The organism is Bartonella machadoae (assembly GCF_022559585.1).
In the GTDB taxonomy this organism is placed as follows: Bacteria; Pseudomonadota; Alphaproteobacteria; order Rhizobiales; family Rhizobiaceae; genus Bartonella; species Bartonella machadoae.
The window spans coordinates 1,472,021-1,493,831 of the sequence record NZ_CP087114.1; the positions used below are offsets into that span (position 1 = coordinate 1,472,021).

A 21,811-nucleotide genomic window follows, 5' to 3' on the forward strand; every position below is an offset into this window, starting at 1 on the left:
CAAAATTTATCATACGATAAAAAAAATGATTACTTGAAAGTTTTATTACTCTCATATTAAGTTTTATTCGTTCCAATATCATTTTTACCATCCGTTTTTCCATTACATGGTAAAGTACCATGATCTCCTTCCCAAGGAGAAAGAAAATCAAAATTACGCATTTCCTGTCGTAAAATAACAGGTTCATAAATAACCCTCTTTGCTTCATTATCATAACGACATTCAACAAACCCCGTTACAGGGAAATCTTTACGCAAGGGATGCCCCTCAAATCCATAATCTGTTAAAATCCGTCTTAAATCTGGATGACCTGAAAATAAAATCCCGTACATATCATACACTTCGCGCTCATACCATTCTGCTCCAGAGTAAACTGAGCAAGCAGAAGCAACGGGAGTATTTTCATCAGTACGCACTTTCACACGCAAGCGTAAATTCTCACGAGGAGACAAGAGCTGATAAGAGACATCAAAGCGCTTATCACGAGATGGATAATCAACTCCACTAATATCTGTAAGATTAATAAACTGGCAATGAGAATCATCACGAACAAAAATTAAAACATCCGTAATCGCATTGAGACGAGATATAACTGTCAACTCACCAAATGCAAAAACGGTTTCTTCAATTTTATCTCCTAATTTATTTTTCAAATAATTAGAAAGTTCAACCAATGACTCATTTACCATTAATAATTCCCCTATCGCTCTATAGAACCAGTACGACGGATTTTCTTTTGCAACAATAATATACCGTATAGTAACGCTTCCGCTGTAGGAGGACACCCTGGAACATAAATATCCACAGGCACAATACGATCGCATCCACGTACAACTGAATAAGAATAATGGTAATACCCACCCCCATTTGCACATGACCCCATAGAAATCACATAACGCGGTTCTGGCATTTGATCATATACTTTTCTTAAAGCAGGTGCCATCTTATTTGTTAGGGTGCCCGCTACCACCATGACATCTGATTGGCGAGGCGAAGCGCGTGGCGCATATCCAAAACGCTCATTATCATAGTGAGGCATTGAACATTGCATCATTTCAATAGCACAGCATGCCAAACCAAAACTCATCCACATTAAAGAACCGGTACGCGCCCAAGTAATCAAAGCATCTGCTGAGGTAACTAAAAAACCTTTATCTGACAATTCCGTATTAATATCACGAAAAAAACTATCATCAGAACCTATCAACTTTCCTGTATTAGGGTCAACAACTCCTCTTGGTTTGGGTGCAGTAATTGTTGTATTATTAGATATTAGTCCCATTCAAGAGCCCCTTTTTTCCATTCATATATAAACCCGATGGTTAAAAGTGCTAAAAACATCATCATCGACCAAAAGCCAAACACGCCTATAGAAGTAAATGAAACAGCCCAAGGAAAAAGGAAAGCAACTTCAAGATCAAAAATAATAAATAAAATCGATACTAGATAAAAACGAATATCAAACTTCATGCGCGCATCATCGAACGAATTAAACCCACATTCATAAGCCGATAATTTTTCAGGATCAGGAGAGCGGTAAGCTACAATGTAAGGCATAATCAAAAGAACTCCAGCAATAACTGCTGAAACAATGATAAAAATCAAAACCGGTAAATAAGAGCCCAATAAATGAGTCATAATCCTTTTCCACCTTAAGGGAATGATCTAGATTAACACGACCATTCCGCACTGTTAAATTAAAACAGATGAATTATAATACCGCTCTTACCGTTTCAAAGACATGTTGAGCGATGCTTTTCCTAACATCATAGGTAACGCAGAGCAAAGAAAGACGCAAGCCCTATTCTTGATAAAGCGCGTAAAAAGAGAAAGGGAACATACATTTTAAGAATGAGAAACAATATAAAATAACGTTCTAAAAATCACATACCCTATATAAAGGGATTATGCTCAAAAACAAAATATCGCGAAAAAAATACGAAAATGGCGCGAGTGACGGGGCTCGAACCCGCGACCTCCGGCGTGACAGGCCAGCACTCTAACCAACTGAGCTACACCCGCGCACTTTCTTCGAACCAATTCACATTGGTATAGGTGGTCGTGTAAGCTGTTCACTCGTTTATGTCAAGCAGGTATGTGTATTTTTAAAAAAAAATTATTAAACACTATCTTTATTCTTGCGTTTATAAAAAATTTTCCTTAAGGAGTGCTTATTCGTTTGCTGATCATTGCATTGGGCGATTAGCTCAGCTGGTAGAGCGCCTCGTTTACACCGAGGATGTCGGGAGTTCGAGTCTCTCATCGCCCACCATATTGTTCTGCAATGCATGCAACCTACTGATTCTACGAGTGTTTTTTAAGGTTCGGGATGTGTGCATAAAGGTTAGGGAATAGGATTTCAAATCATGCCTCTAAAACGTGACATTTTTTTTGCTTTCCCTTTCTCTAATTGCTGCTAAAAATTCTCTGAAGAATTCTAAATCCTGTTGTGAAAAACTATTCAACATTCTCACAAACATGCCGGTGATTTCACACCTCAACTGATCAGAAGGCTTGATCGTAAAACTAGACAAACATCAATTTCTGTCCTTAAACGTTCTGCCGCTTCTTGATCTAAAGCGTAAAGCTCTAAGATCTTTTTCCATACCAAAGGGTACATATCTTTTTCCAATTTCTACTGATGATAAAAATCCTACAGATATGTTTAATTTCTCAGCTATATTCAAAAGACATTCAGAGTGATCAATGCGAAGTTTGCGTAAGCTTTTTCTCGAATGGTGTAACCATCTAAAATCCTATTGAAAAAGTGAATATTCACTCCGATTCTAGCAAAGACTTTTAGATTTTTTTCTACAATTATTCTGAATCAGAAATTCTTTTCGAGAGATTTTTTAACGATTTAATCGTTTTAATTTTTGATTATCCACCTTTTTAAATGTGCAAAGATATTGTCGAGCATATATCAAAATTAAACATTTAATGTAGAAATAAATGCTTCATTCCTTAATTTTGCATCTTCCAATAAATCCCACCACTCTATTATTTTAATGAATCCCCGAAACTCTCCCTGTAGAGGCAAAATCCTTCCCCGCCCATTAGCTGTTTTTTGCCATATTGACGTTTGCGTTTTAAGTTCACCTTCTATATCAGCAATAATATAACAATCAAAAATACACTGCTCTGAAATCTTTATTTTCTTATTATCAAATGTCTTTATACGCTTTCCTCTAAGTTCATTGAGGTATTTGTTTATTTGAATTATGGGAGAGTAACCCGCTTGATAGTTTTTCTGACCTGGTCTTTTAAATTCCACCAACATTAACTTATCTAGATCTGCATCAATACGACTTTCCAGTCCTAGAGCATATAATTGATCATAACATATTAAATCAGAACGACTTTTTTCTTTACTATTCTTCACGATTTTTTTGATAGGCACATCCGAAGCAAAGTATCTTGTAAATGTTAATCGCTCATCAATAATCCATAAATCGTGAGTTAAACTTTCCTGAGATTCAGGATCATCCCCCCGAACATTCATTGGACAAATAAGTTTATGCAATGTTTTTTCTAGATGCGACACTTCTTGACCATTAACATTTTTCTTAACCTCCATTATTAGTTTTTCTAAAATTTCAAGTATAACTTTACGGCGTATAACATACTCTGCTAACTGTCTTGTTTCTTCATCTTTAATTTCTTTTGCAAGCTCAGAAATTTTTGTAGAAAAGCTTTCCGTATTGGCATTTCCCGAAGTAATTTCACGATATATTTCTTCAATTCTCAAGTTTTGATTTTTTTCTCTCCTAAGCTTATAAATAGCCAGTGTTTTAACAAAGTCTTCTGTATTTTTTGCAGCTTTAGGTTTTTTTTTAATAAGTTGTCATAACTATCAAAGTGATAGGAAGGATGTGTTTTACAAAATTTTTTTAATTCATCTAAACGTTTTTTTTCATACTCTTTATTTTCTGGAGCAAGAACGCTCTCTATAATGTTACCAGCTACATCACGTAAAATATTATCCAATATGTTATTTTTAAAAGAAAAATTGGTTCTTTCTTGATTAACTCTATCATCTAAATACTGACCACTTATACAACCATGATACACCAGTTTTTGGTTTCCAATGCTCCCAAAACCAATCAGATTATCTATGCATTTAGTAATAACAGTGCGATTATGCGCAAAAAGATGCAGCTGATGGTTCCCCTTAAAATTGCGGTTAGCATCCTTTACACAAATAAAATTATGAACTTTTAATAAACCAAATTCTGGTGTTTCAAATGTAATCTCTCCTCGATTTTCTGTTAAATAATTTTTAACTTTTTCCGCTAAATCAACAGATGTCTGATCATAACAAAAATTTATCTGAGGAATTTCTCCTAAAATTAAATCTGAAAAAAAATGTGCTCCAAGATGAGCAATAATTGTGTCAGTTTCGCGTGGAAAATATTTTTGATATTCAGCATCTCTTAAACCTGTAAAAATAATTTCTGTTCCGGTTATTTCTTAATTAATCAGAGGTATTTTTGAATGATCAAGAAGCTGATTCTCTTCTTCTAAACAAAACTTAAAGCTTCTCTGATAAAGCTGATCTTCTTCAAGGAAGATACTTTTAACTTGTATTTTCTTAAAGGCATCCAACCATAGGAGTCGCCCAACCCCTTTTCCTCCTTTTTTAAATTTAAAATTAGTATCTACAGCACGAAAAGCTTCAAAGTGCTCATCATCCAACCCTACGCCATTATCTTTAATTATAATTTCGAGTAATTCATTATTATCTATATCGCTGATTTTTATATCTATATTCCCCATGCTTCTTGGATTTTTTTGCATAGAATCTTCATGTGCGTGAAGAGCGTTACTTACTGCTTCAAAAACAGGCTGCAAAGCTTCCATTTCAGTGGACGGTTTAGGAAAACGACGAATTCTTCCAATAAGATTTTCTCTCATAGAAAAATGTTCGCCTTTAGTCTTCTCTTGTTTTTTAATCACAACTTTTCTCATCATTTTTCTGATTTTTTAGACAATAATATTACTGAATATGCTAATTAACACGTATATTAATAATTTGTTATTATAGAGTAAAATTTAATTCTTTAAAAACCACTGTTTTAAATAGGCAAAGACATTATCTATCGCATCCATAAGATACCCAAATCAAGGATGAGTAAAAAGAGAAAAAGGTCATCCACTTCATAAAACGTGACATCATCTTCACACCCTGATAAGCGTTGATCATCTCATAAAGGAGCTTTCGTTCTCTCTCTGTAAGCCTTTGCTCGTCGCTCTTGGGTTTTCTGTTCATCTTTCCAACCACATAAATGCGCCCCATGCTTGTTATGCTTTAAAATATCTCTTGCTAAATTGGCACTGATCACACCAACATCCTGCTGGTCCAAATAAATCGGCAACCAACCACCACAACTCTCAATCCTCTTTTGCTGCGCACCCAACGAGAAAGATCACGGCGCACATCACCATCACTCTTCTGATTAACTTCATTTTCAACCTCAAGACGTGTTTTCACTCGCTTTAAAGCGTTCTCTGTTTGTTTGTGCTGTTCGCTTTTCTTGCCTAAATAAAACGCCTTCGCTAAAGCCATAAAAAAAACGGCTAAAGCCGCTGTAAACATCAAGTAATATTTCTTGAGATAAAACATCATAGCCGTTGCTCCCGAAACCGTTTGGCAACAAACACGAGACCAACACAAGCCGCTAAAACCATCAGACCGGCTAAAGCCCATTGAATAGGACCATTGCCTGCTAATAAGCCTCCAAGACCAGAGCAAGAGCCTATAATCGGTGCTAAGGCTTCTATTTTAAGTGCCCCCGTTGCCTCTTTTACTTGAACTCTTTGATAGTTAGAAGAAACATAAGATCCTCGAGCCCATAACCCCACTTCAGCAGATCCCTTAAAAAGGTGAATTTTTATCATAACTGAAAACATTTGGGGACTGTATAGAAAACAGTATGATATCTTTTTACATTAAAATACTGATCCTCAAAACAACTCTTGAAGCGATCACAAATCTCTCTTAAGGGGAATAAAAAATTCTCTTAAACAAATCACTAATTGCACAATTCTTCTATTAAAAAAGATATTGTTTTTTAGATATTCTCTCATTCTACCGCAAATAATAATGCAGCAACAGCACGATCTTCAGCTAACAAAACATTAAATGTACGCACCGCTGCTCCCGTACTCATTGTGTCTGTTGAAATACGCTTTTCCCATAAAATCTCTCGTAATTCTTTAGGTAATCGTAATAATTCAACTCCAGTACCTATTAACAAAACTTCAATCTCAGCGGATTCTTCTAAAACACGAGATAGATCCTCTTGAGTAGGAACAGGCCCTATCATATTAAGACCGTAAATACCTGATGGGACACAAATAATAGAACCTCTATGTGACATATCAGCAAAACGAAACCCACCATTTCCATACGCATCAATAGGTGCGCGCCCTGGAAAATGTGCTTCACGGATTTGAATTGCATGAGACATAGATGCACGTCCTTTGTTTTTGAAAACCCAATCGCCCTTCTCTTCTCCCTAAAATCAGTAAAGAGTTTATATAAACACTGATATATTAACTTGAGCCAGCATAACAATATTGATATAAAATTTTTAAAAGATCTACATCAGAAATACAATAACTATATAAAGAATTTGCAATAAAAACGGATTAAACGCTGTATTGATTAAAACAGATCTGTCTTTGAAAAGAACATTTCAACCTATTTGCTCAAATACAAAGAAACTCCTATCTTATAAAAAATAACATGACTCAAAGGATAATTTTCTTGCGATTTCCTCATAATAAAGTAACTATTTTGTATTCTATATAAAAATATCATATTCGTTTATTGACTACAATAACCATCCTCACCACCCAGAATATCACCTTCTAAACAAAAGCTAACACCTTTTATAAAAATACGTCCTGAAAAAGTGTAACAGATCACAATTACATTTTAAGACTCATTTTCCTTTGATACAGTTTCTTTTTTTTCAGATACACTCGCTGTTTCCTTTATAGAAGATTCAGATTTCTTTTGTATTTTTGTTTTAGAAGGTCTTGATTTTTTTTCTGCAATTGGTTCACCTTTAACGCGAACATCTGATAATGTTGAACGGATAACGCGAATACGCATATCATTACCAATTTCAATCTCTAATTCACCACTCGCATCGTAAACTTTTGTAACTTTTCCTATAATACCACCACCCGTTATTACTGTATCACCACGACGTACAGCATTAAGCATCTCCTGCCGCTTTTTCATTTGCGCACGCTGCGGACGAATCATAAAAAAGTACATAATTACAAGAATCAAAATGAACGGGGTGAAGCTAACAAGTGATGGCCCATTAGAAACACTGTCTGCAACTTGAGCATAAGCGTTAGTAATAAACATTTTTATCTCCTATAGATTAAACTTCAGATATTTTTCACTCCATTAAAATAAACTTTTAGCTTAAGAAAAAGCACTCCTAGAGGATGTATCATATAGAGCGAATAAACCTGATATAACCACAACTTTATAGACAGGCCATAAATCCTTACGAAACAGAAAGCAACGAGCAAAAACCTCTAACGAACAGATTTATTTCTTATACCATGAAATATGCCTATTCTCTGTAAACAAAAAAATGATACAAAGCGACTTTCTGTCCATTTAATGAAATTAACTCTTCACTATTCTCAAATCGATAAAGTTTCTACTTAAATATTATAAGACCATTTCATATTAATTATTTTGCTTGAAATCGCTATAAGCAATAGATTCCCAATACACAGTCTTAACAATCAATTTTCTAAATACCGAATAGGATTAACAGGTACAGAATTTTTACGCACCTCAAAATAGACACGTGGAGTTTTAACATTCCCTGAAATACCAGATTTAGCAATCTCATCACCACGCCGTACTCTTTGTCCCCTGTTAACAACAAGCTTACTGTTACATCCATAAATAGTGATAATATTGTCTTCATGTCGAATCATAACAACATTACCAAGCTCTTTTAATCCATCACTTGCATAGATAACAACACCATTTTCTGCTGCCTTTACCGAAGAGCCCTCAGGCACAGCAATGTCTATCCCTCGATTACTTGCCGTTCCTTTTTTCTGACCAAATTGGCTTAATAAACGCCCTCGCACTGGCCAACGCATCTTAGAAATGCCTGTCGATTGTGGAGTAATAACATGATCTGTATTCGTTATGGTATCTGAAAAATCAGTATCTTGTCTCAATTGTTTCATCTGTCTGGAAGAGTTCTGCTTAAGATTTGGTCCATTTCTTTTTTCAGAAGGTAAAGATATTTCAGGAGTTTTATCTATAGGTAAAACCTTTTTGTGTCTTGTGATAGATGTAACTTGAGATTGGCGTGAAGATTCAGTTGTTGATGTTGCCCAATCATCATTGCGTGTACTCGAAGCTATTGACGCACGCTTGCTTGGAATCATAAGAACTTGACCAATGTAGATGGAGTTATTGCTTATACCATTTGCTAACTTTAGTGCTTCAACACTGGTCCCTATTTGCCGTGCAATGCTTAACAGAGTATCTCCACTTTGAACAATATAAGAATTTCGCCGAAGAATAGGGGAATTATCTATTTGTGAACGAGAAAGCGTTCCAAGATTGCGTGGTGGTGTTCCCATAATTCGACTATCAGAAGAAGACGCCCCATCTTGTTGTTGAGAATTATACGCAACATTGTCATTTGTCCATAAATCATTGCTTGGCTCGACAGGAGGTAGCTCAGAACTTTGTATTACACCGCCATACGATGGTATCTGTGAATCTGTAGGTATAGAAGTAGACATATTTGAATAAGTGGGTACTGTATTATGAGAAAAAATATTAGAAAAACGCTGCGTACCAGAACTACACCCCGTAAAAATTATTGTCATCGTTAAAAAAGCTGCTCTCTGGAAATTACGCCAAAAAATATCGTTAGAGACTTTTAAACACATAGCTCTGCTCACTCGTCAATAAAATTAAACCTATTAAAGCTTTTTAATATTACCTAAGAGTTAAAATGAGATATTTTATTCATAAATATCTTTATAAGAAGATCAAAATGAATTTATGATATAATAAAAAGGTAAAAGAGTTTACACACTACCTTAAATTTAAAAAATTAAAGTATTTCCGCAATACCTTTAATAAAGGGTTGATAGCGTACTTGAAACATTTCTAAACACTCAAATCGACTGCCAATTTTCGTATAACGCGTCACTGTTTGTATTCCTTCATCGGGCCCTATAGCTTGAATGAGAATCCCATTTTCAGCTAGAAGTTCTAAAAATTCCTTCGGTTCATCAGAACGCGATGGCCAAATAAGAATACGATCAAATGATCCAAAACCTGTAACCGTATGGCTTCCATCAATTTGTCTTACAACGATATTCTCAAGCCCCAAGGTTTGAAATTTTTGGCGGGCTAAATTAACAAGTGTTTTATAACGTTCAATTGTGGTCACACGATCACTTAAGCACGCCATAAGAGCAGTACAAAAACCAGATCCTGTACCAATTTCTAAAACACGGTGCTTTTTTTTCAATGATAACGCAGAAAGAATCAAAAGTTGCTCTTCTAAACGTTCAATATATTCACCACACTCAATTGGAATAATTTTATTCTCATAAGCACTACAAAACCAAGGCGCTGCAACGAATTGTTGACGTGGAATCCTCTCAAATGCTGCAAAAAAGCGAACATCATCAATTCCTTTGCTCCGCATTTTTAACACAAGATCTGCCAATTCCTCACGAAATCGTAAAACACCCTTTTGCTCCATCGTATCATTTGATCTCCAATGAATGAGAACCCTTATCGTATATCCAACTTATTTTTTTTAAATGACAAAACCTCACGTTTGCATGTCATCATCTTTCAACAATAAATGCATAGTGGTTTCTCCTTTCATAAAATTAAGCAGTAATAGAATGTACGCCCTTCATATAGGGTTGTAAAACATCTGGAACAATAATTGATCCATCAGCTTGCTGATAATTCTCAAGAATAGCAATAAGACAGCGCCCAATAGCCGTACCAGAACCATTTAGGCTATGAACAAAGTGTAACGCTTTATCTCCTTCTTTACGATAACGAGCATTCATGCGTCGCCCTTGAAAGTCTCCACACACTGAACAACTGGAAATTTCACGATAGCACCCTTGACCAGGAAGCCAAACTTCAATGTCATATGTTTTTCGTGCTGCAAATCCCATATCACCGGTAGAAAGAACAACCGTGCGAAAAGGCAAACCAAGGCGTTTCAACACATCTTCTGCACATTCTGTCATACGTTCCAATTCTATTAAAGATTGCTCTTCGCTAGTAATCGATACCATTTCCACCTTCCAAAATTGGTGTTGACGCAACATACCACGTGTATCACGACCAGCAGCTCCAGCTTCTGAACGAAAACAGGGAGTCAAAGAAGAAAAACGTAATGGTAAATCTGATATCTCAAGAGTTTCATTGTTTACCAAATTGGTCAACGGCACTTCTGCTGTAGAAATCAGCCATCGACCATCTGTCGTTCGAAAAAGATCATCAGCAAATTTCGGCAACTGAGCAGCTCCATAAACAGCCTCATCACGAACCAAGAGAGGTACAGAAACCTCTGTATAACCATGCTCGTCAACATGCACATCAAGCATAAATTGGCCAAGAGCACGTTCAAGTCGTGCCAATGCTCCTGAAAGTACAGTAAAGCGCGTCCCCGATAAGCGACTTGCTCGTTCAAAATCCATCTGTTTGAGGTTTTGGCCAAGATCAAAATGTTCCTTTGGCGGAAAATCAAATGTTGGCGGTATGCCAAAATGGCGAATAACAACATTATCGCTTTCATCTTTACCTTTTGGAACATCATCTAATGGAATATTCGGCAGTGCTGAAAGAACCCTCTCAAAGCTTTCAGTCAACCGTTTTTCTTCCGCTGTAGCAGAAGAAAGAAAGGTTTTAATTTCTTCAACTTCAGCTCTAAGACGTTCTGCTGTTTTCTGATCACATGCCGCTAAAGCCTGCCCTATTTCCTTTGAAATAGCATTACGCCGCTCCTGCGCTGATTGCACATTGGCAATATACGAGCGACGTTCATAATCAAGTTTTATTAATTCTTCCGCTTGTGGCTTAAGACCTCTTTTTTCTAGTGCTTCATCTAATTTCTTAGGGTGTTCACGAATCCACTTAATATCAAGCATTAAAATTCCTCATTTGCATCATTTTTCTTTTTTCTACCAGACAAGATATCAACTTCTCTTAAGGGGATTTTTTCTCTTTTCTATACAGTAAGCAATTAAAATTGAAATCTCGTAAAGAATTATCGATGGTAAGGCTACTGCAAACATAGTAAAAAAATCCGATGGGGTTACTATCGCCGCAATGATAAAAGAGAGCAGAATAGCCCACTTTCGTTTAGATACCAAATTACGAGAAGTTACAAGTCCAACTTTCGTTAAAAGAGTTGTTATAAGAGGTAATTGAAAAATCAAACCAAAAATCAGGATAAACGATATCATAAAGCTCAAATAATCGGAAATACGGACTATAAACTCTATTCTTAAATGAACATCTGGAAGAACTTGCTGAGAAAGGCTAAACCAAAGCATTATTGGCGCCAATAAAATATAAACAAATGCTCCCCCAATACAAAATAAAATCGGCCCCCCAATGAGAAAGGGTAAAAAAGCCATACGTTCATTTTTATAAAGTCCTGGTGCTATAAAACTATAAAACTGAAAAGCCGTATAGGGAAAAGATAAAATAACGGCTCCAAAAGCAGCAAGTTTCATCTTCGTTAAAAAAGTTTCCCACACTTGTGTTGATTGCAAACGAATACTCTCAGGATTACCACCTGATATTTTCATCGCCCATTGATAAGGCCATATTAAAAAATTTAAAATATAATCTTTGATAAGAAAACACAGCATAAAAGCTATCAAAAATGCAATCAAAGCAGTAATAATTCGCTGACGCAGTTCAATCAAATGTTCTAAAAGTGGTGCTATATTGGCGTCAATTTCATCTTTCTCAATATTCATGACACACCTTTTTTATTTTTAGCTGTATTTTTAGAAGTTCCTGAAATATTCTCAGAACTATGAAAATTAACAGATGTTGTTAAATCTTCATTGGCTGTTTTCTGATCACATTCTAAAGCTGCTTTATCTTGTTTCGATTTATGGTGCGTTGCATTTATATCAAAATTACCGTCGATACCCCCTACTATGACATCAGGGACATCAGGCATGGGATCTGAAGTCTCTGTCAACTCCTTACTGAGATTAAGATCGCTAATATCCGATAAGGTCTTTTGCAAATCATCAAGCTCAATTTGTCTCATTGCATCATCAAATTGGTGACGAAATTCATTTGCTGCTGAACGTATATAAGCTATTGCTTTTGCTATCGTTTTTAGCATTTTAGGTAAATCTTTTGGCCCAACGACAACAATGAGAACAAGTAAAATCACAAGAAATTCTGGCCCATCAATCCCAAACATTACCTACACTCAACCGCCTCGTTAAAAAATGCACAATTTTAACACATGTTCATAAGTTAGATAAGCTTTTAGATTGGGCAAGCTTATCAACAAATAGGATTGTGTTTTTGTTACTTTACACGCCGTTTTTTAGCAACAGAAGTCTTGCTTCCTTTAGTTGGAGAAGATTTTTTTTCGCGTGCGACTATAGGTTTTATTGATAATGATTCAGATCGTAGAGATTCAACATCAATTGTTTTGGAGTCATTCGCAACTGTAAGCTTATCCTCAATGCTATCCTCCTCTTCTTTCATATTCTTTTTGAAAGCTTTAATTCCTTTAGCAACATCGCCCATTAATTCAGAAACCTTACCACGTCCGAAAAGCACAAGGATAATCAGTAAAATTACAATCAAATGCGTTGGTGAAAAAATATTACCCATCACTCTCTCTCATTGCTTTTAAATTTGCCTTCATTTATTCATACTTACTCTAAAGAAATGCTATAAAATAGAACATATCTGATTTATATATTTTTTCTCAAGTTAAAGGCAATCGCACGTTTTTTATTGTAAACGAACTTTCTAGCCTCTTTTTCCTTTTACTTAACCTATTATAACAAATATAGATTAAGGCAAAATCGATAAACTACCTCAAGAAAATTCAAAAGGTTTAGAAACCCTTCTCTTAAAGCATTCTCATCTTATCCGTTAGCTTTCAAAACTTTACAACAACATTATACTCACATTCTCATATCTTACCTTTTAAAAATGGCGTTATCTACACAATCATAAACATCTTTTTCAAATTACCGTTACAGTAAAGAATACTCTTAGAGCCCACTAAAAAAATTACACGTTAAAACTGTGGTTTCTAAAAATGGTCGACAACACGTTTTAATGGGAGAAGCTGAAAATTTTTCGAAAGTTTTTGTCCTAAAAGAGCTTTCATTATCATGTCTTCTAACATTAAAAGCCCATAAAAACATCCCTTCTTACGAAGAAAACTCTCTATAGCTCTTTTAGAAAACGTTGCGGCAAGATGGCATCAACATACTATTTACTAGTCCCCAATGTTGCGACAGCCCTTTCATTAAGACGATTTCATAAGAGGCATTTTGACTCTTTTCTCAAGTTTTTTTCCTACACGCCCCCTACTTGTGACGTACAAGTAAGTGACTTTACTTGAGATGAGACGACAATATTTGAAGAGTCTAATTCAATAAAATAGGAATTTATCCATACCTCAAAGGCTCTCTTTTATTTATTGCTCTTTTTCATAGTTTTACAGCAACTTTGTTAAAGGAAAATTCTATCAATTTAATAACATTTTATAGATAATATGTACCAATCTTTAGTGATTTTATTGCTACTTCAGTTAATTTATATTCTCTCTCGTTTTCTTTTAATGTAGTGATCATACAGAAAGTCCCTCACGCATCAAATGGAAAATACTTCAATTGAAGTTTTCCCCCTTTAATCATATTCTGGTAAAAGATTTTAATTTTCATCATTAGTCATATTAAAGAAAACTTGCATCACTATAAAACATAGCAAAAGCCTTCCAATTTATGACATTGATATTCTTTCTTTTAGATCAAAATATCTTTTTGATCTCTATAAGAGTTTTTGTTGATAGAGAAGACATTTTTTATGCTAATAAAAGATTATTGGACAATCATATCTATGGTAGAATTTACTCATGAATTATCGGCATATTTATCATGCTGGCAATTTTGCTGATGTTTTTAAACACATTATTGTCACCCGCATTGTAGAATACCTCAAACGTAAAGAAAAGGCTTTTCGCGTTATAGACACACATGCGGGAATAGGTCTTTATGACCTCTCCTCTTTAGAAGCACAAAAAACGGGAGAGGGGCGCGAAGGCGTCCAACGTTTTTTTTCAGCTCCTATTCCAGAAGATTTAAAAGAACTTCTTTGTCCATGGTATAATATTATTAATGCACTCAATGAAGGAAAAGAGGAAAAAATATTTTATCCCGGCTCTCCTGTTCTCATTCGCCAATTATTGCGTAAACAAGATCGATTGACCGCAATTGAATTGCATGATGAAGATTATCATATTTTAGCAAAAAAATTTGCTGGTGATTATCAAACAAAAGTTCTGCATTTGGATGGTTGGCTTGCTTTAAATGCACATTTGCCACCAAAGGAAAAACGTGGATTTATACTCGTTGACCCCCCCTTTGAAAAACCTGGTGAATTTTCCCGCCTTATTGAGGGATTAATGAAAGCATATCGTCGTTTTCCTAGAGGAATCTACGCTTTATGGTATCCTGTTAAATATGACAAAGAAATTGAAAAATTCCTTCATGCACTTTATCAAACAGGAATTCCTAAAATTTTACAACTTGAAATGCGCATTCGAAAAAGTTCAATACCTCCTACAATGCATGGAAGTGGTATGATTCTTATCAATCCTCCTTATCTTCTTGAAGAGGAAATAAAAAAACTGAGCTCCTTTCTTCTTACTCGTTTTGGACAAGATAAAAATGCACAAATAACGCGTAAATGGATCCAAAAAGAGCATTCATTATGTTAGAATGTTAAACTTTTTTTGATATTTTCTTGGAAATAAAAATCAAATATATGAAACAACTTAAAAATACTGTAATAGAATAACATCACCTTCCTTGATTTTTCAAATGATGCTCCTAATGTACACGATAGTCAGCAGCGCAAATTTGTCTTTTAAAATAAAATCTATTTTAATGTAATCTTTCATCATCATCATAGATTTATTTTTCTTATCGACAAGATACAGTGTTCGTAAAATCGTAATTTTTTTTAAAGACTAACCTCAACTTTTTTGTGAAAAGTAAAATAACTCCAAAATTGAATAGCCTCATGTCATAATGCATTATTATAGGCAAAATAACTATCATTACATATATAATAGAACTTCTATAATAGAACTTCATAGATAAGAGTATTTTATATGAAATCAGAAAACACTTTCGGATGAACTGAATGATCCTGAAAAACAACACAGCTTGTTCTAAAAATGAAAAAGAAAAAACTCCTTTTCTCTCTCATATACCATGGAACAACGCCAATCAAGAAAATGATAAACTTCAATTTAAAGGTGCCAAACTCATACAAGAGTTTGTCAAACACCTGCCGCATAAGCCTGGCGTTTATCGAATGATTGATGAGAAAGGTGATGTTCTCTATGTTGGTAAAGCGCGCAATCTTAAAAAACGCGTTTCAAACTATACGCGTGAACAAGGACACAATAACCGTATTGCCCGTATGATTCATGCGACATATCATATGGAATTTGTCGTAACGCACACGGAAACAGAAGCACTCCTTCTAGAAGCTAATCTCATAAAAAGATTCCATCCGCGTTTTAATGTACTCCTGCGTGACGATAAAAGTTTTCCTTATATCATGATCACTGATGATCATCATGCACCTGCACTTTACAAACATCGTGGTGCTCGAACAAGAAAAGCCCACTATTTTGGTCCTTTTGCCTCTCCAGGTGCTGTAACACAAACAATCAATGTTTTACAACGTGCCTTTTTATTACGAACTTGTACCGATGCTGTTTTTGAAAACCGTACACGCCCCTGTTTGCTTTATCAAATTAAGCGATGTTCTGCACCTTGTACCGGTGAAATTACTGACAGTGATTATAGAGAATTGGTGAAAGGAGCAAAAAATTTCCTGTCAGGAAAAAGCCAATCTGTTAAAAATAATATGGTTCAAGCAATGCATAAAGCCGCTGAAAAGCTTGACTTTGAACAAGCCGCTGCCTATCGTGATCGCCTATCAGCTCTCTCTCATATACAAAGTCATCAAGGCATTAACCCACAAACAGTACAAGAAGCAGATGTGTTCGCAATTGCGCAAAAAGAGGGAGCGACTTGCATTCAAGTGTTCTTTTTTCGCATGGGACAAAATTGGGGAAACAGAGCCTATTTTCCTAAAGCAGATCCCTCTTTTTCTTGTACGGAAATTTTAGCGAGTTTTCTTGCCCAATTCTATGATGATAAACCTCTTCCCAAACTTATTCTTTTATCTGAAAAAATCGAAGAAAAAGAACTTCTTACAGAGGCGTTCAGTTTAAAAGCAAATCAAAAAATACTTCTCTCTTTACCCAAAAAAGGTGAACGTAAAACTCTTGTTAATCATGCTTATATCAATGCGCATGAAGCACTTGGACGCAAACTTGCTGAAACAACGACACATATAAAATTACTTCAAGGGCTTGCTGAAATATTCCAACTCCCTCATACTCCATGCCGTATAGAGGTCTATGACAATTCTCATATTATGGGAACAAACGCAGTAGGTGCAATGATTGTCGCAGGTCAAACAGGATTTATTAAAAGTCAATATCGTAAATTTAACATCTGCTCAACCGATATCACACCTGGTGATGACTTTGGTATGATGAAAGAAGTTATAAAACGAAGATTTTCACGTCTTATCAAAGAGCATGGTCTACCTCATAAATGTAATGACATAAAAAGCAAAAGTAGAGATTCTTTTCCTCTCTGGCCTGATCTCATATTAATTGATGGTGGTGAAGGGCAAATAAAGAGTGTGCATAAAATACTCTCTGAATTAAAATTGGATGATCTGATCACTGTCGTTGGGATAGCGAAAGGTATTGATCGTAACGCGGGACGTGAACGATTTTTTATAAAAGGCAAAATACCCTTTACGCTTTCTCCACGTGAGCCTATTCTGCATTTCTTGCAACGTCTACGTGATGAAGCGCATCGTTTTGCAATTGGAACACATAGAGCAAAACGTAAAAAGGAAATATTCAAAAATCCACTTGATGAAATCGCCAATATTGGTCCAACAAGGAAGCGCGCATTACTTCATCATTTTGGAAGTGCTAAAGCCGTTGCTCGTGCTTCACCTGAAGATTTAATAAAAGTTACAGGAATTTCCATCACTATTGCACAAAAAATTTATAACCATTTTAATGAAAAATAAGCTTGTTTCGTGGTCTTTGCCTTGTTACGTTTATAAAACAAACCATATCCTTAAAAAGAATTGAAAAGAGCTCTATGAAAAATCATACTTTTTCTTTTCCAAATATTTTAACTTATGCACGGATTATTGCAGTGCCAATGGTTGTTGCGTGCTTTTTTCTAGAAGGACGACTACAATCAAGCGATATTGCACGTTGGACGGCTGTTTCTATTTTTATTATTGCATCTATCACTGACTTTCTTGATGGCTACCTTGCCCGTATTTGGGAACAAACCTCTAATATTGGTCGCATGTTAGATCCAATTGCAGATAAGCTTCTCGTCTCTGCCTGTTTGCTTTTACTTGCCGCAGATAGTACAATTGCTGGATGGACCCTATGGGCTGCCATCATTATTCTTTGCCGAGAAATTCTTGTATCAGGATTGCGTGAATATTTAGCTGAATTGAAAGTAAGCGTTCCTGTTTCTCGTCTTGCAAAGTGGAAAACTTTTGTACAAATGATCGCCATTGTTTTTCTTTTGGCGGGACCAGCTGGTAATAAAATTATCCCGCACACAACAGAATTTGGCATCACGATGTTATGGATTTCCGCTCTCCTCACATTGTGGACAGGGTGGGATTATTTTCGTGCGGGTTTAAAACATGTCATCACATGAAAATAATAAGCTTAACATACCTTTTATAGGAAATTTATCATCCCATTAGAAAAACCTCAAAACCCTGTGTTTTGAGGCTTTCTTCTTTTCAGCGATATTTTTATTAACCAACAATTTCTATTTCAGAAAACCAAAAAGCAATTTCTGTTTTTGCTGTTTCTGCACTATCTGAACCATGAACAGAGTTTTCGCCAATCGACAACGCATGCACTTTACGAATTGTTCCTTCTTGCGCATCCATAGGATTTGTAGCCCCCATCACTTCACGGTTTTTAGCTATGGCATTTTCGCCTTCTAAAACCTGTACAACCGTTGGAGCAGAAGACATAAATTCAACCAGCTCACCAAAAAATGGACGTTCTTTATGCACTGCATAAAACTTTTCAGCTTCACGTTGGCTCATCCACACACGCTTAGAAGCAATAACACGAAGCCCCGCATCTTCAAGCATTTTGGTAATTGCTCCCGTCAAATTACGTCGTGTTGCATCCGGTTTAATCATCGAAAAAGTACGCTCTATAGCCATTTGATTACCTTTATTGTGTTTATGACATTCTTTGTCTCTTCTATAGCAAGCAGAAAGACTTTTGCCAAGAGTCTGTACAAAAATCCGCAGAAAATTTCAAAATATGTAAATTGATAGGTGTGAATTTCAGTAAATAATATAAATGTTCTTTTTATCTGATCTTCATCATAGCACCATCATCCCTCTTATTGAAGCCTTTGTATCAGCTAAAATATTTTTTGTTCAAAAGAACTCTTCAACAGGAGAAAAAATACAAGAGAAATGATACGCAGCAGAAATGTGCAGCTTTTGCACAAAAACGAATTATCCTAAAAACGCTCCCTAAATATTGCGTATTTTTCTTCTCTAATACCTCAAGAGCAAAATCAAAGCACAACCATATTTAAAAACTATAGCGCACACCCAAGGTCCCTTGGAGTAACTGCTTTACCTTTTGCCCTTTGACATAATGCGCTTCCGCATAAAGCTTTAATTTATCACTCACTAAACTGCTCAAACCAATTCCTAGTTTACCTGCATCCCCTGATAAATCGGTGATAAATTTATGGTGTTTATTAATCGTCGTGTGGTTATCATTTTTATTCTCACGCAACCATGCCGCCGTAATGTACGCTATCGATGAGGAATCTAGACTAGAACCAAATTCATACCCTAAAGATAAACCAACCTCACTGCGCAATGACGTAAGGGGGATGATATCGCCAATCATCTTATTAGAAAGGGTGATTTCCTTACCCTCAGTGCGCAACCATGTGAATTGTGCATAAGGCTGCATCCAACTGCTCTGCGCCATCTTCATACGATACCCCCCTTCAAAGGATGCTCCCACTGCCCACTGCTTATAATTCCCTTCAATATCTAAGCCATTGGTTGAAACTGCCTTCAGAGTATTTTGATAATGATTGTATTTCAAAATACTATCTAGATACCAGCCACTATGAGAAAAATAGCTCGCATAAGCTCCAATGCCATAGGTATTTACGCTACTGGTACCACCTCGTGCATGGGCAACACGTGCTTGATCATAACTGCCAAAACCACCAAGATAAAAATCTCCATTTGTCAACTCACTGATACCTGTGAGACCTAACACGATACCCGTCTGCTCCAGCTTAAAATCTAGATGACCTGTGGAGACACTCTCTTTACTCTTGATTGCAGATGCCCATAGAGCAGAACTTTTTTTATTTTTCTCTAGCATTCCTCGCCCCGCACGCACAGTTTGCAACTCATTGTGAAAAATGAATTGAGGAGCCACAGCCAGTGATAACACCGCATCCGTAGAGGGAGTGGTTAAAAAATCAGAAACGGATAGCGTCTCAGTTAACTGTGAAGGAAGTTGGTGTTGATTACTCGGACGCACACTCATTTGATCAGCTAGTGATGCCGCATCCGTAGAAACGACAGACTGTTGTTGCTCCTCAGAAGGATGATGGTTTGCAGAACGTGCTAACTCAGGAGCTTGATTTCCTAGAGATAATACAGGAAGTTGTTGCTCTTTCAAATGCCGTGGAGGTCGTGGTTGGGGATAGCGCTTTCCATTATTCCGAGAAGACTGCGATCTCGTTCCCCCGTCCGTAGGTAAATCATATGAAAAAGTAGTTACTTTGGGTTTCTTACTTACACGCAGAGAAGAAGTCTCCGAAGAACTTGATCTACCATTCGCCATACCTAAATACCAAATTGTAGCATCACCACTGGAATCAGCGCTCCTTTCTCTTTTATATAAACCATACATAAAAGCCCCACCATCAACCGATTCAATTTTTTTACCAGAGTGATCTACTAAAGTAAAATCAGCACCTCCATCTTGACTTCTATCAGTAATCAAACTACGTTCTGCGAGCAAACCATTCTTTTGTGACAAATAACCCGTGATTTCAGCACCAGAATCGGTAACGCTTATTTTATGATTGCCAGCACCCTCATCAATCAATAAATAATCACTACCATCACCTATATCACTAAGATTGAACTTAAAATGTAAATCCCCTGAAAGTTGCTCAACATGGAGTAAAACATGACGTCGATCATATGGAATAGAAGTAAAAATAATAGTCCCTCCCTCACCACTTAAATTTTCAATATTAATCCAAGGTTTTTCGTTAGGTTTCCGCTCACCAGGCAAAAATAATATATCACCAGTTATTTTCTGCAAAGTAAGTTTGTCTTTTGTGATATGATTTGTAACATCACCAGCAAATAAATAAAGACATCCTTCACCGTTAACCTTTACTTCTCCATCGACGTCTTGTACACCAACATGTAACCACGATCTAGCAGAGTCATTGATGGTTAGACCATCCACAATGCCACCAGGATAGACAACTTGAACAGCTTGATCCTGCAGAGTAGTATCATAAGATTCCCCTCCCATTAAAACATGTTGTCGACCGTTCTCAGAAACCACAGCACTCATTGATTTTCCCCCCTCTTTTCTTTGTCCCATGTAAAGATTTTGTTCTCCATCTTTCCCCACTTTTGTCTTCCAAACCCACGCCTCATCATACACGTTTTGTTGTCCTAAAACTCCATCTTTACCAGAAACTGTAACATTATGAGCACTGCTTCTCTTCTCCACAATTTCAGGATTAAAACTTTTTTCTTCGAAAACAAACTGTTTACCACCAACGACTTTAGTCTCTGCAGCAGTTCCTCCACGCGTAACCACTTGTATTCCACCTTTATTAACAGTAGAATACGTAGAAATTCCACCATTTTCAACAATCTCTATACCGCCATCTTCGATTGTAAGATTAGTATTGAAAAGAGATATAACATGTGGTGAGTCTTTCGTGATTGTCTCCCCATTTCTCATCCTCATCATATGAGCTAGCTCCTCCTCATTACTCTCAAATGCACTTGCAATTTGCACCAGACAACTACTGATCATTAATACTGAAAAACTTAATTTGCATTTATGTCGCATAATTTATTCTCCACTCTCAATCATTAGACAAACATCCTGCAATTTCGCAGGTGACCTGCTGTAGATTGTATCATAATGTGTTTTATTTATGTCTAAACACAACTTTTAAGTGTATTTTTTATTTTATTGCAATTTATAGTTGTGTAAAATAAAAAAGAATATGCTAATCTAAGAAAATATAATTTTATAAAATTCAAGTTGCATCTTAAATATAAGATACAACTTGCAATCCTATTCAATAATAGAAAAAG

General features: G+C 36.0%; 20 protein-coding genes, 2 tRNA genes and 3 pseudogenes. 4 read left to right on the top strand and 21 right to left on the bottom strand.

From position 1 onward, the window contains the following. Positions 1–56 precede the first annotated feature (56 nt). The 4 genes from LNM86_RS07180 to LNM86_RS07195 all read right to left on the bottom strand — a co-directional run bounded on the left by LNM86_RS07180 (position 57) and on the right by LNM86_RS07195 (position 2,022). Entirely contained in the window at positions 57–689 is a 633-nt protein-coding gene (locus tag LNM86_RS07180) for an NADH-quinone oxidoreductase subunit C (protein WP_241437121.1), read from the bottom strand. An 11-nt stretch (positions 690–700) separates the two neighbouring features. After that, on the bottom strand, positions 701–1,282 hold the full coding sequence (locus LNM86_RS07185; RefSeq protein WP_241437122.1) for a NuoB/complex I 20 kDa subunit family protein: 582 nt from the start codon (positions 1,280–1,282) through the stop codon (positions 701–703). Next, the gene (locus LNM86_RS07190) at positions 1,273–1,638 is read right to left on the bottom strand and encodes an NADH-quinone oxidoreductase subunit A (RefSeq protein WP_241437123.1); all 366 of its coding nucleotides are present in this window, start codon (positions 1,636–1,638) and stop codon (positions 1,273–1,275) included. The genes LNM86_RS07185 and LNM86_RS07190 overlap by 10 nt, the downstream gene beginning before the upstream one ends. 307 nt (positions 1,639–1,945) lie before the next feature. Next, a tRNA-Asp gene (locus LNM86_RS07195) sits at positions 1,946–2,022 on the bottom strand. A gap of 174 nt (positions 2,023–2,196) precedes the next feature. Here LNM86_RS07195 and LNM86_RS07200 point away from each other — a divergent pair. Further along, positions 2,197–2,272, top strand: a tRNA-Val gene (locus LNM86_RS07200). 100 nt (positions 2,273–2,372) lie between these two features. Here LNM86_RS07200 and LNM86_RS07205 read toward each other — a convergent pair. The 15 genes and pseudogenes from LNM86_RS07205 to tatA all read right to left on the bottom strand — a co-directional run bounded on the left by LNM86_RS07205 (position 2,373) and on the right by tatA (position 12,913). Then, positions 2,373–2,748: pseudogene (locus LNM86_RS07205) on the bottom strand (XRE family transcriptional regulator). Positions 2,749–2,929: 181 nt separating this feature from the next. After that, on the bottom strand, positions 2,930–3,748 hold the full coding sequence (locus LNM86_RS07210; protein WP_241437124.1) for a hypothetical protein: 819 nt from the start codon (positions 3,746–3,748) through the stop codon (positions 2,930–2,932). After that, positions 3,745–4,071: a hypothetical protein gene (locus LNM86_RS07215; RefSeq protein ID WP_241437125.1), complete on the bottom strand. Its 327-nt coding sequence runs from the start codon at positions 4,069–4,071 to the stop codon at positions 3,745–3,747. The genes LNM86_RS07210 and LNM86_RS07215 overlap by 4 nt, the downstream gene beginning before the upstream one ends. 399 nt (positions 4,072–4,470) lie before the next feature. Continuing rightward, a complete protein-coding gene (locus tag LNM86_RS07220; protein WP_241437126.1) occupies positions 4,471–4,971 on the bottom strand; it encodes an ATP-binding protein in 501 nt (166 codons plus the stop codon). Between the two features lie 233 nt (positions 4,972–5,204). Further along, positions 5,205–5,342 carry a hypothetical protein gene (locus LNM86_RS07230; RefSeq protein WP_241439046.1) on the bottom strand — a complete coding sequence of 46 codons (138 nt, stop codon included), beginning with the start codon at positions 5,340–5,342 and terminating at the stop codon, positions 5,205–5,207. A gap of 59 nt (positions 5,343–5,401) precedes the next feature. Further along, positions 5,402–5,626: pseudogene (locus tag LNM86_RS07235) on the bottom strand (hypothetical protein); the annotation flags it as partial. Further along, positions 5,623–5,871 (bottom strand): annotated as a pseudogene (locus LNM86_RS07240) (lysozyme); the annotation flags it as partial. The pseudogenes LNM86_RS07235 and LNM86_RS07240, both read right to left, overlap by 4 nt. Positions 5,872–6,083: 212 nt before the next feature. Then, the gene (locus tag LNM86_RS07245) at positions 6,084–6,470 is read right to left on the bottom strand and encodes an Mth938-like domain-containing protein (protein ID WP_241437128.1); all 387 of its coding nucleotides are present in this window, start codon (positions 6,468–6,470) and stop codon (positions 6,084–6,086) included. 470 nt (positions 6,471–6,940) lie between these two features. Then, entirely contained in the window at positions 6,941–7,384 is a 444-nt protein-coding gene (gene yajC / locus LNM86_RS07250; RefSeq protein ID WP_241437129.1) for a preprotein translocase subunit YajC, read from the bottom strand. A 392-nt stretch (positions 7,385–7,776) separates the two neighbouring features. Further along, complete coding sequence (locus LNM86_RS07255; protein ID WP_241437130.1) at positions 7,777–8,952, bottom strand: M23 family metallopeptidase; 1,176 nt, start codon at positions 8,950–8,952, stop codon at positions 7,777–7,779. 167 nt (positions 8,953–9,119) lie between these two features. Then, a complete protein-coding gene (locus LNM86_RS07260; RefSeq protein WP_241437131.1) occupies positions 9,120–9,779 on the bottom strand; it encodes a protein-L-isoaspartate(D-aspartate) O-methyltransferase in 660 nt (219 codons plus the stop codon). Between the two features lie 133 nt (positions 9,780–9,912). Continuing rightward, positions 9,913–11,190 carry a serine--tRNA ligase gene (serS, locus tag LNM86_RS07265; RefSeq protein WP_241437132.1) on the bottom strand — a complete coding sequence of 426 codons (1,278 nt, stop codon included), beginning with the start codon at positions 11,188–11,190 and terminating at the stop codon, positions 9,913–9,915. 48 nt (positions 11,191–11,238) lie between these two features. Next, positions 11,239–12,030 (bottom strand): twin-arginine translocase subunit TatC, encoded by a 792-nt coding sequence (gene tatC / locus LNM86_RS07270; RefSeq protein WP_241437133.1) that lies wholly within the window; start codon positions 12,028–12,030, stop codon positions 11,239–11,241. Next, entirely contained in the window at positions 12,027–12,491 is a 465-nt protein-coding gene (tatB, locus tag LNM86_RS07275) for a Sec-independent protein translocase protein TatB (protein WP_241437134.1), read from the bottom strand. The genes tatC and tatB overlap by 4 nt, the downstream gene beginning before the upstream one ends. A gap of 110 nt (positions 12,492–12,601) precedes the next feature. Further along, on the bottom strand, positions 12,602–12,913 hold the full coding sequence (gene tatA, locus LNM86_RS07280; RefSeq protein ID WP_241438954.1) for a twin-arginine translocase TatA/TatE family subunit: 312 nt from the start codon (positions 12,911–12,913) through the stop codon (positions 12,602–12,604). 1,258 nt (positions 12,914–14,171) lie between these two features. On the opposite strand from tatA, the gene LNM86_RS07285 reads away from it, so the two are divergent. From LNM86_RS07285 to pgsA, 3 genes are all read left to right on the top strand, one after another. Beyond that, entirely contained in the window at positions 14,172–15,035 is an 864-nt protein-coding gene (locus LNM86_RS07285; protein WP_241437135.1) for a 23S rRNA (adenine(2030)-N(6))-methyltransferase RlmJ, read from the top strand. Between the two features lie 428 nt (positions 15,036–15,463). Then, the gene (gene uvrC / locus LNM86_RS07290) at positions 15,464–17,449 is read left to right on the top strand and encodes an excinuclease ABC subunit UvrC (protein ID WP_241437136.1); all 1,986 of its coding nucleotides are present in this window, start codon (positions 15,464–15,466) and stop codon (positions 17,447–17,449) included. 74 nt (positions 17,450–17,523) lie between these two features. After that, entirely contained in the window at positions 17,524–18,105 is a 582-nt protein-coding gene (gene pgsA / locus LNM86_RS07295; protein WP_241437137.1) for a CDP-diacylglycerol--glycerol-3-phosphate 3-phosphatidyltransferase, read from the top strand. 103 nt (positions 18,106–18,208) lie between these two features. Here the strand turns inward: pgsA and ndk are convergent, their stop codons facing one another. Both ndk and bafA read right to left on the bottom strand, forming a co-directional pair. Beyond that, a complete protein-coding gene (ndk, locus tag LNM86_RS07300) occupies positions 18,209–18,631 on the bottom strand; it encodes a nucleoside-diphosphate kinase (protein ID WP_241437138.1) in 423 nt (140 codons plus the stop codon). A gap of 382 nt (positions 18,632–19,013) precedes the next feature. Continuing rightward, positions 19,014–21,560, bottom strand: coding sequence for a BafA family autotransporter (gene bafA / locus LNM86_RS07305; protein ID WP_241437139.1), 2,547 nt, complete (start codon positions 21,558–21,560; stop codon positions 19,014–19,016). Positions 21,561–21,811 lie beyond the last annotated feature (251 nt).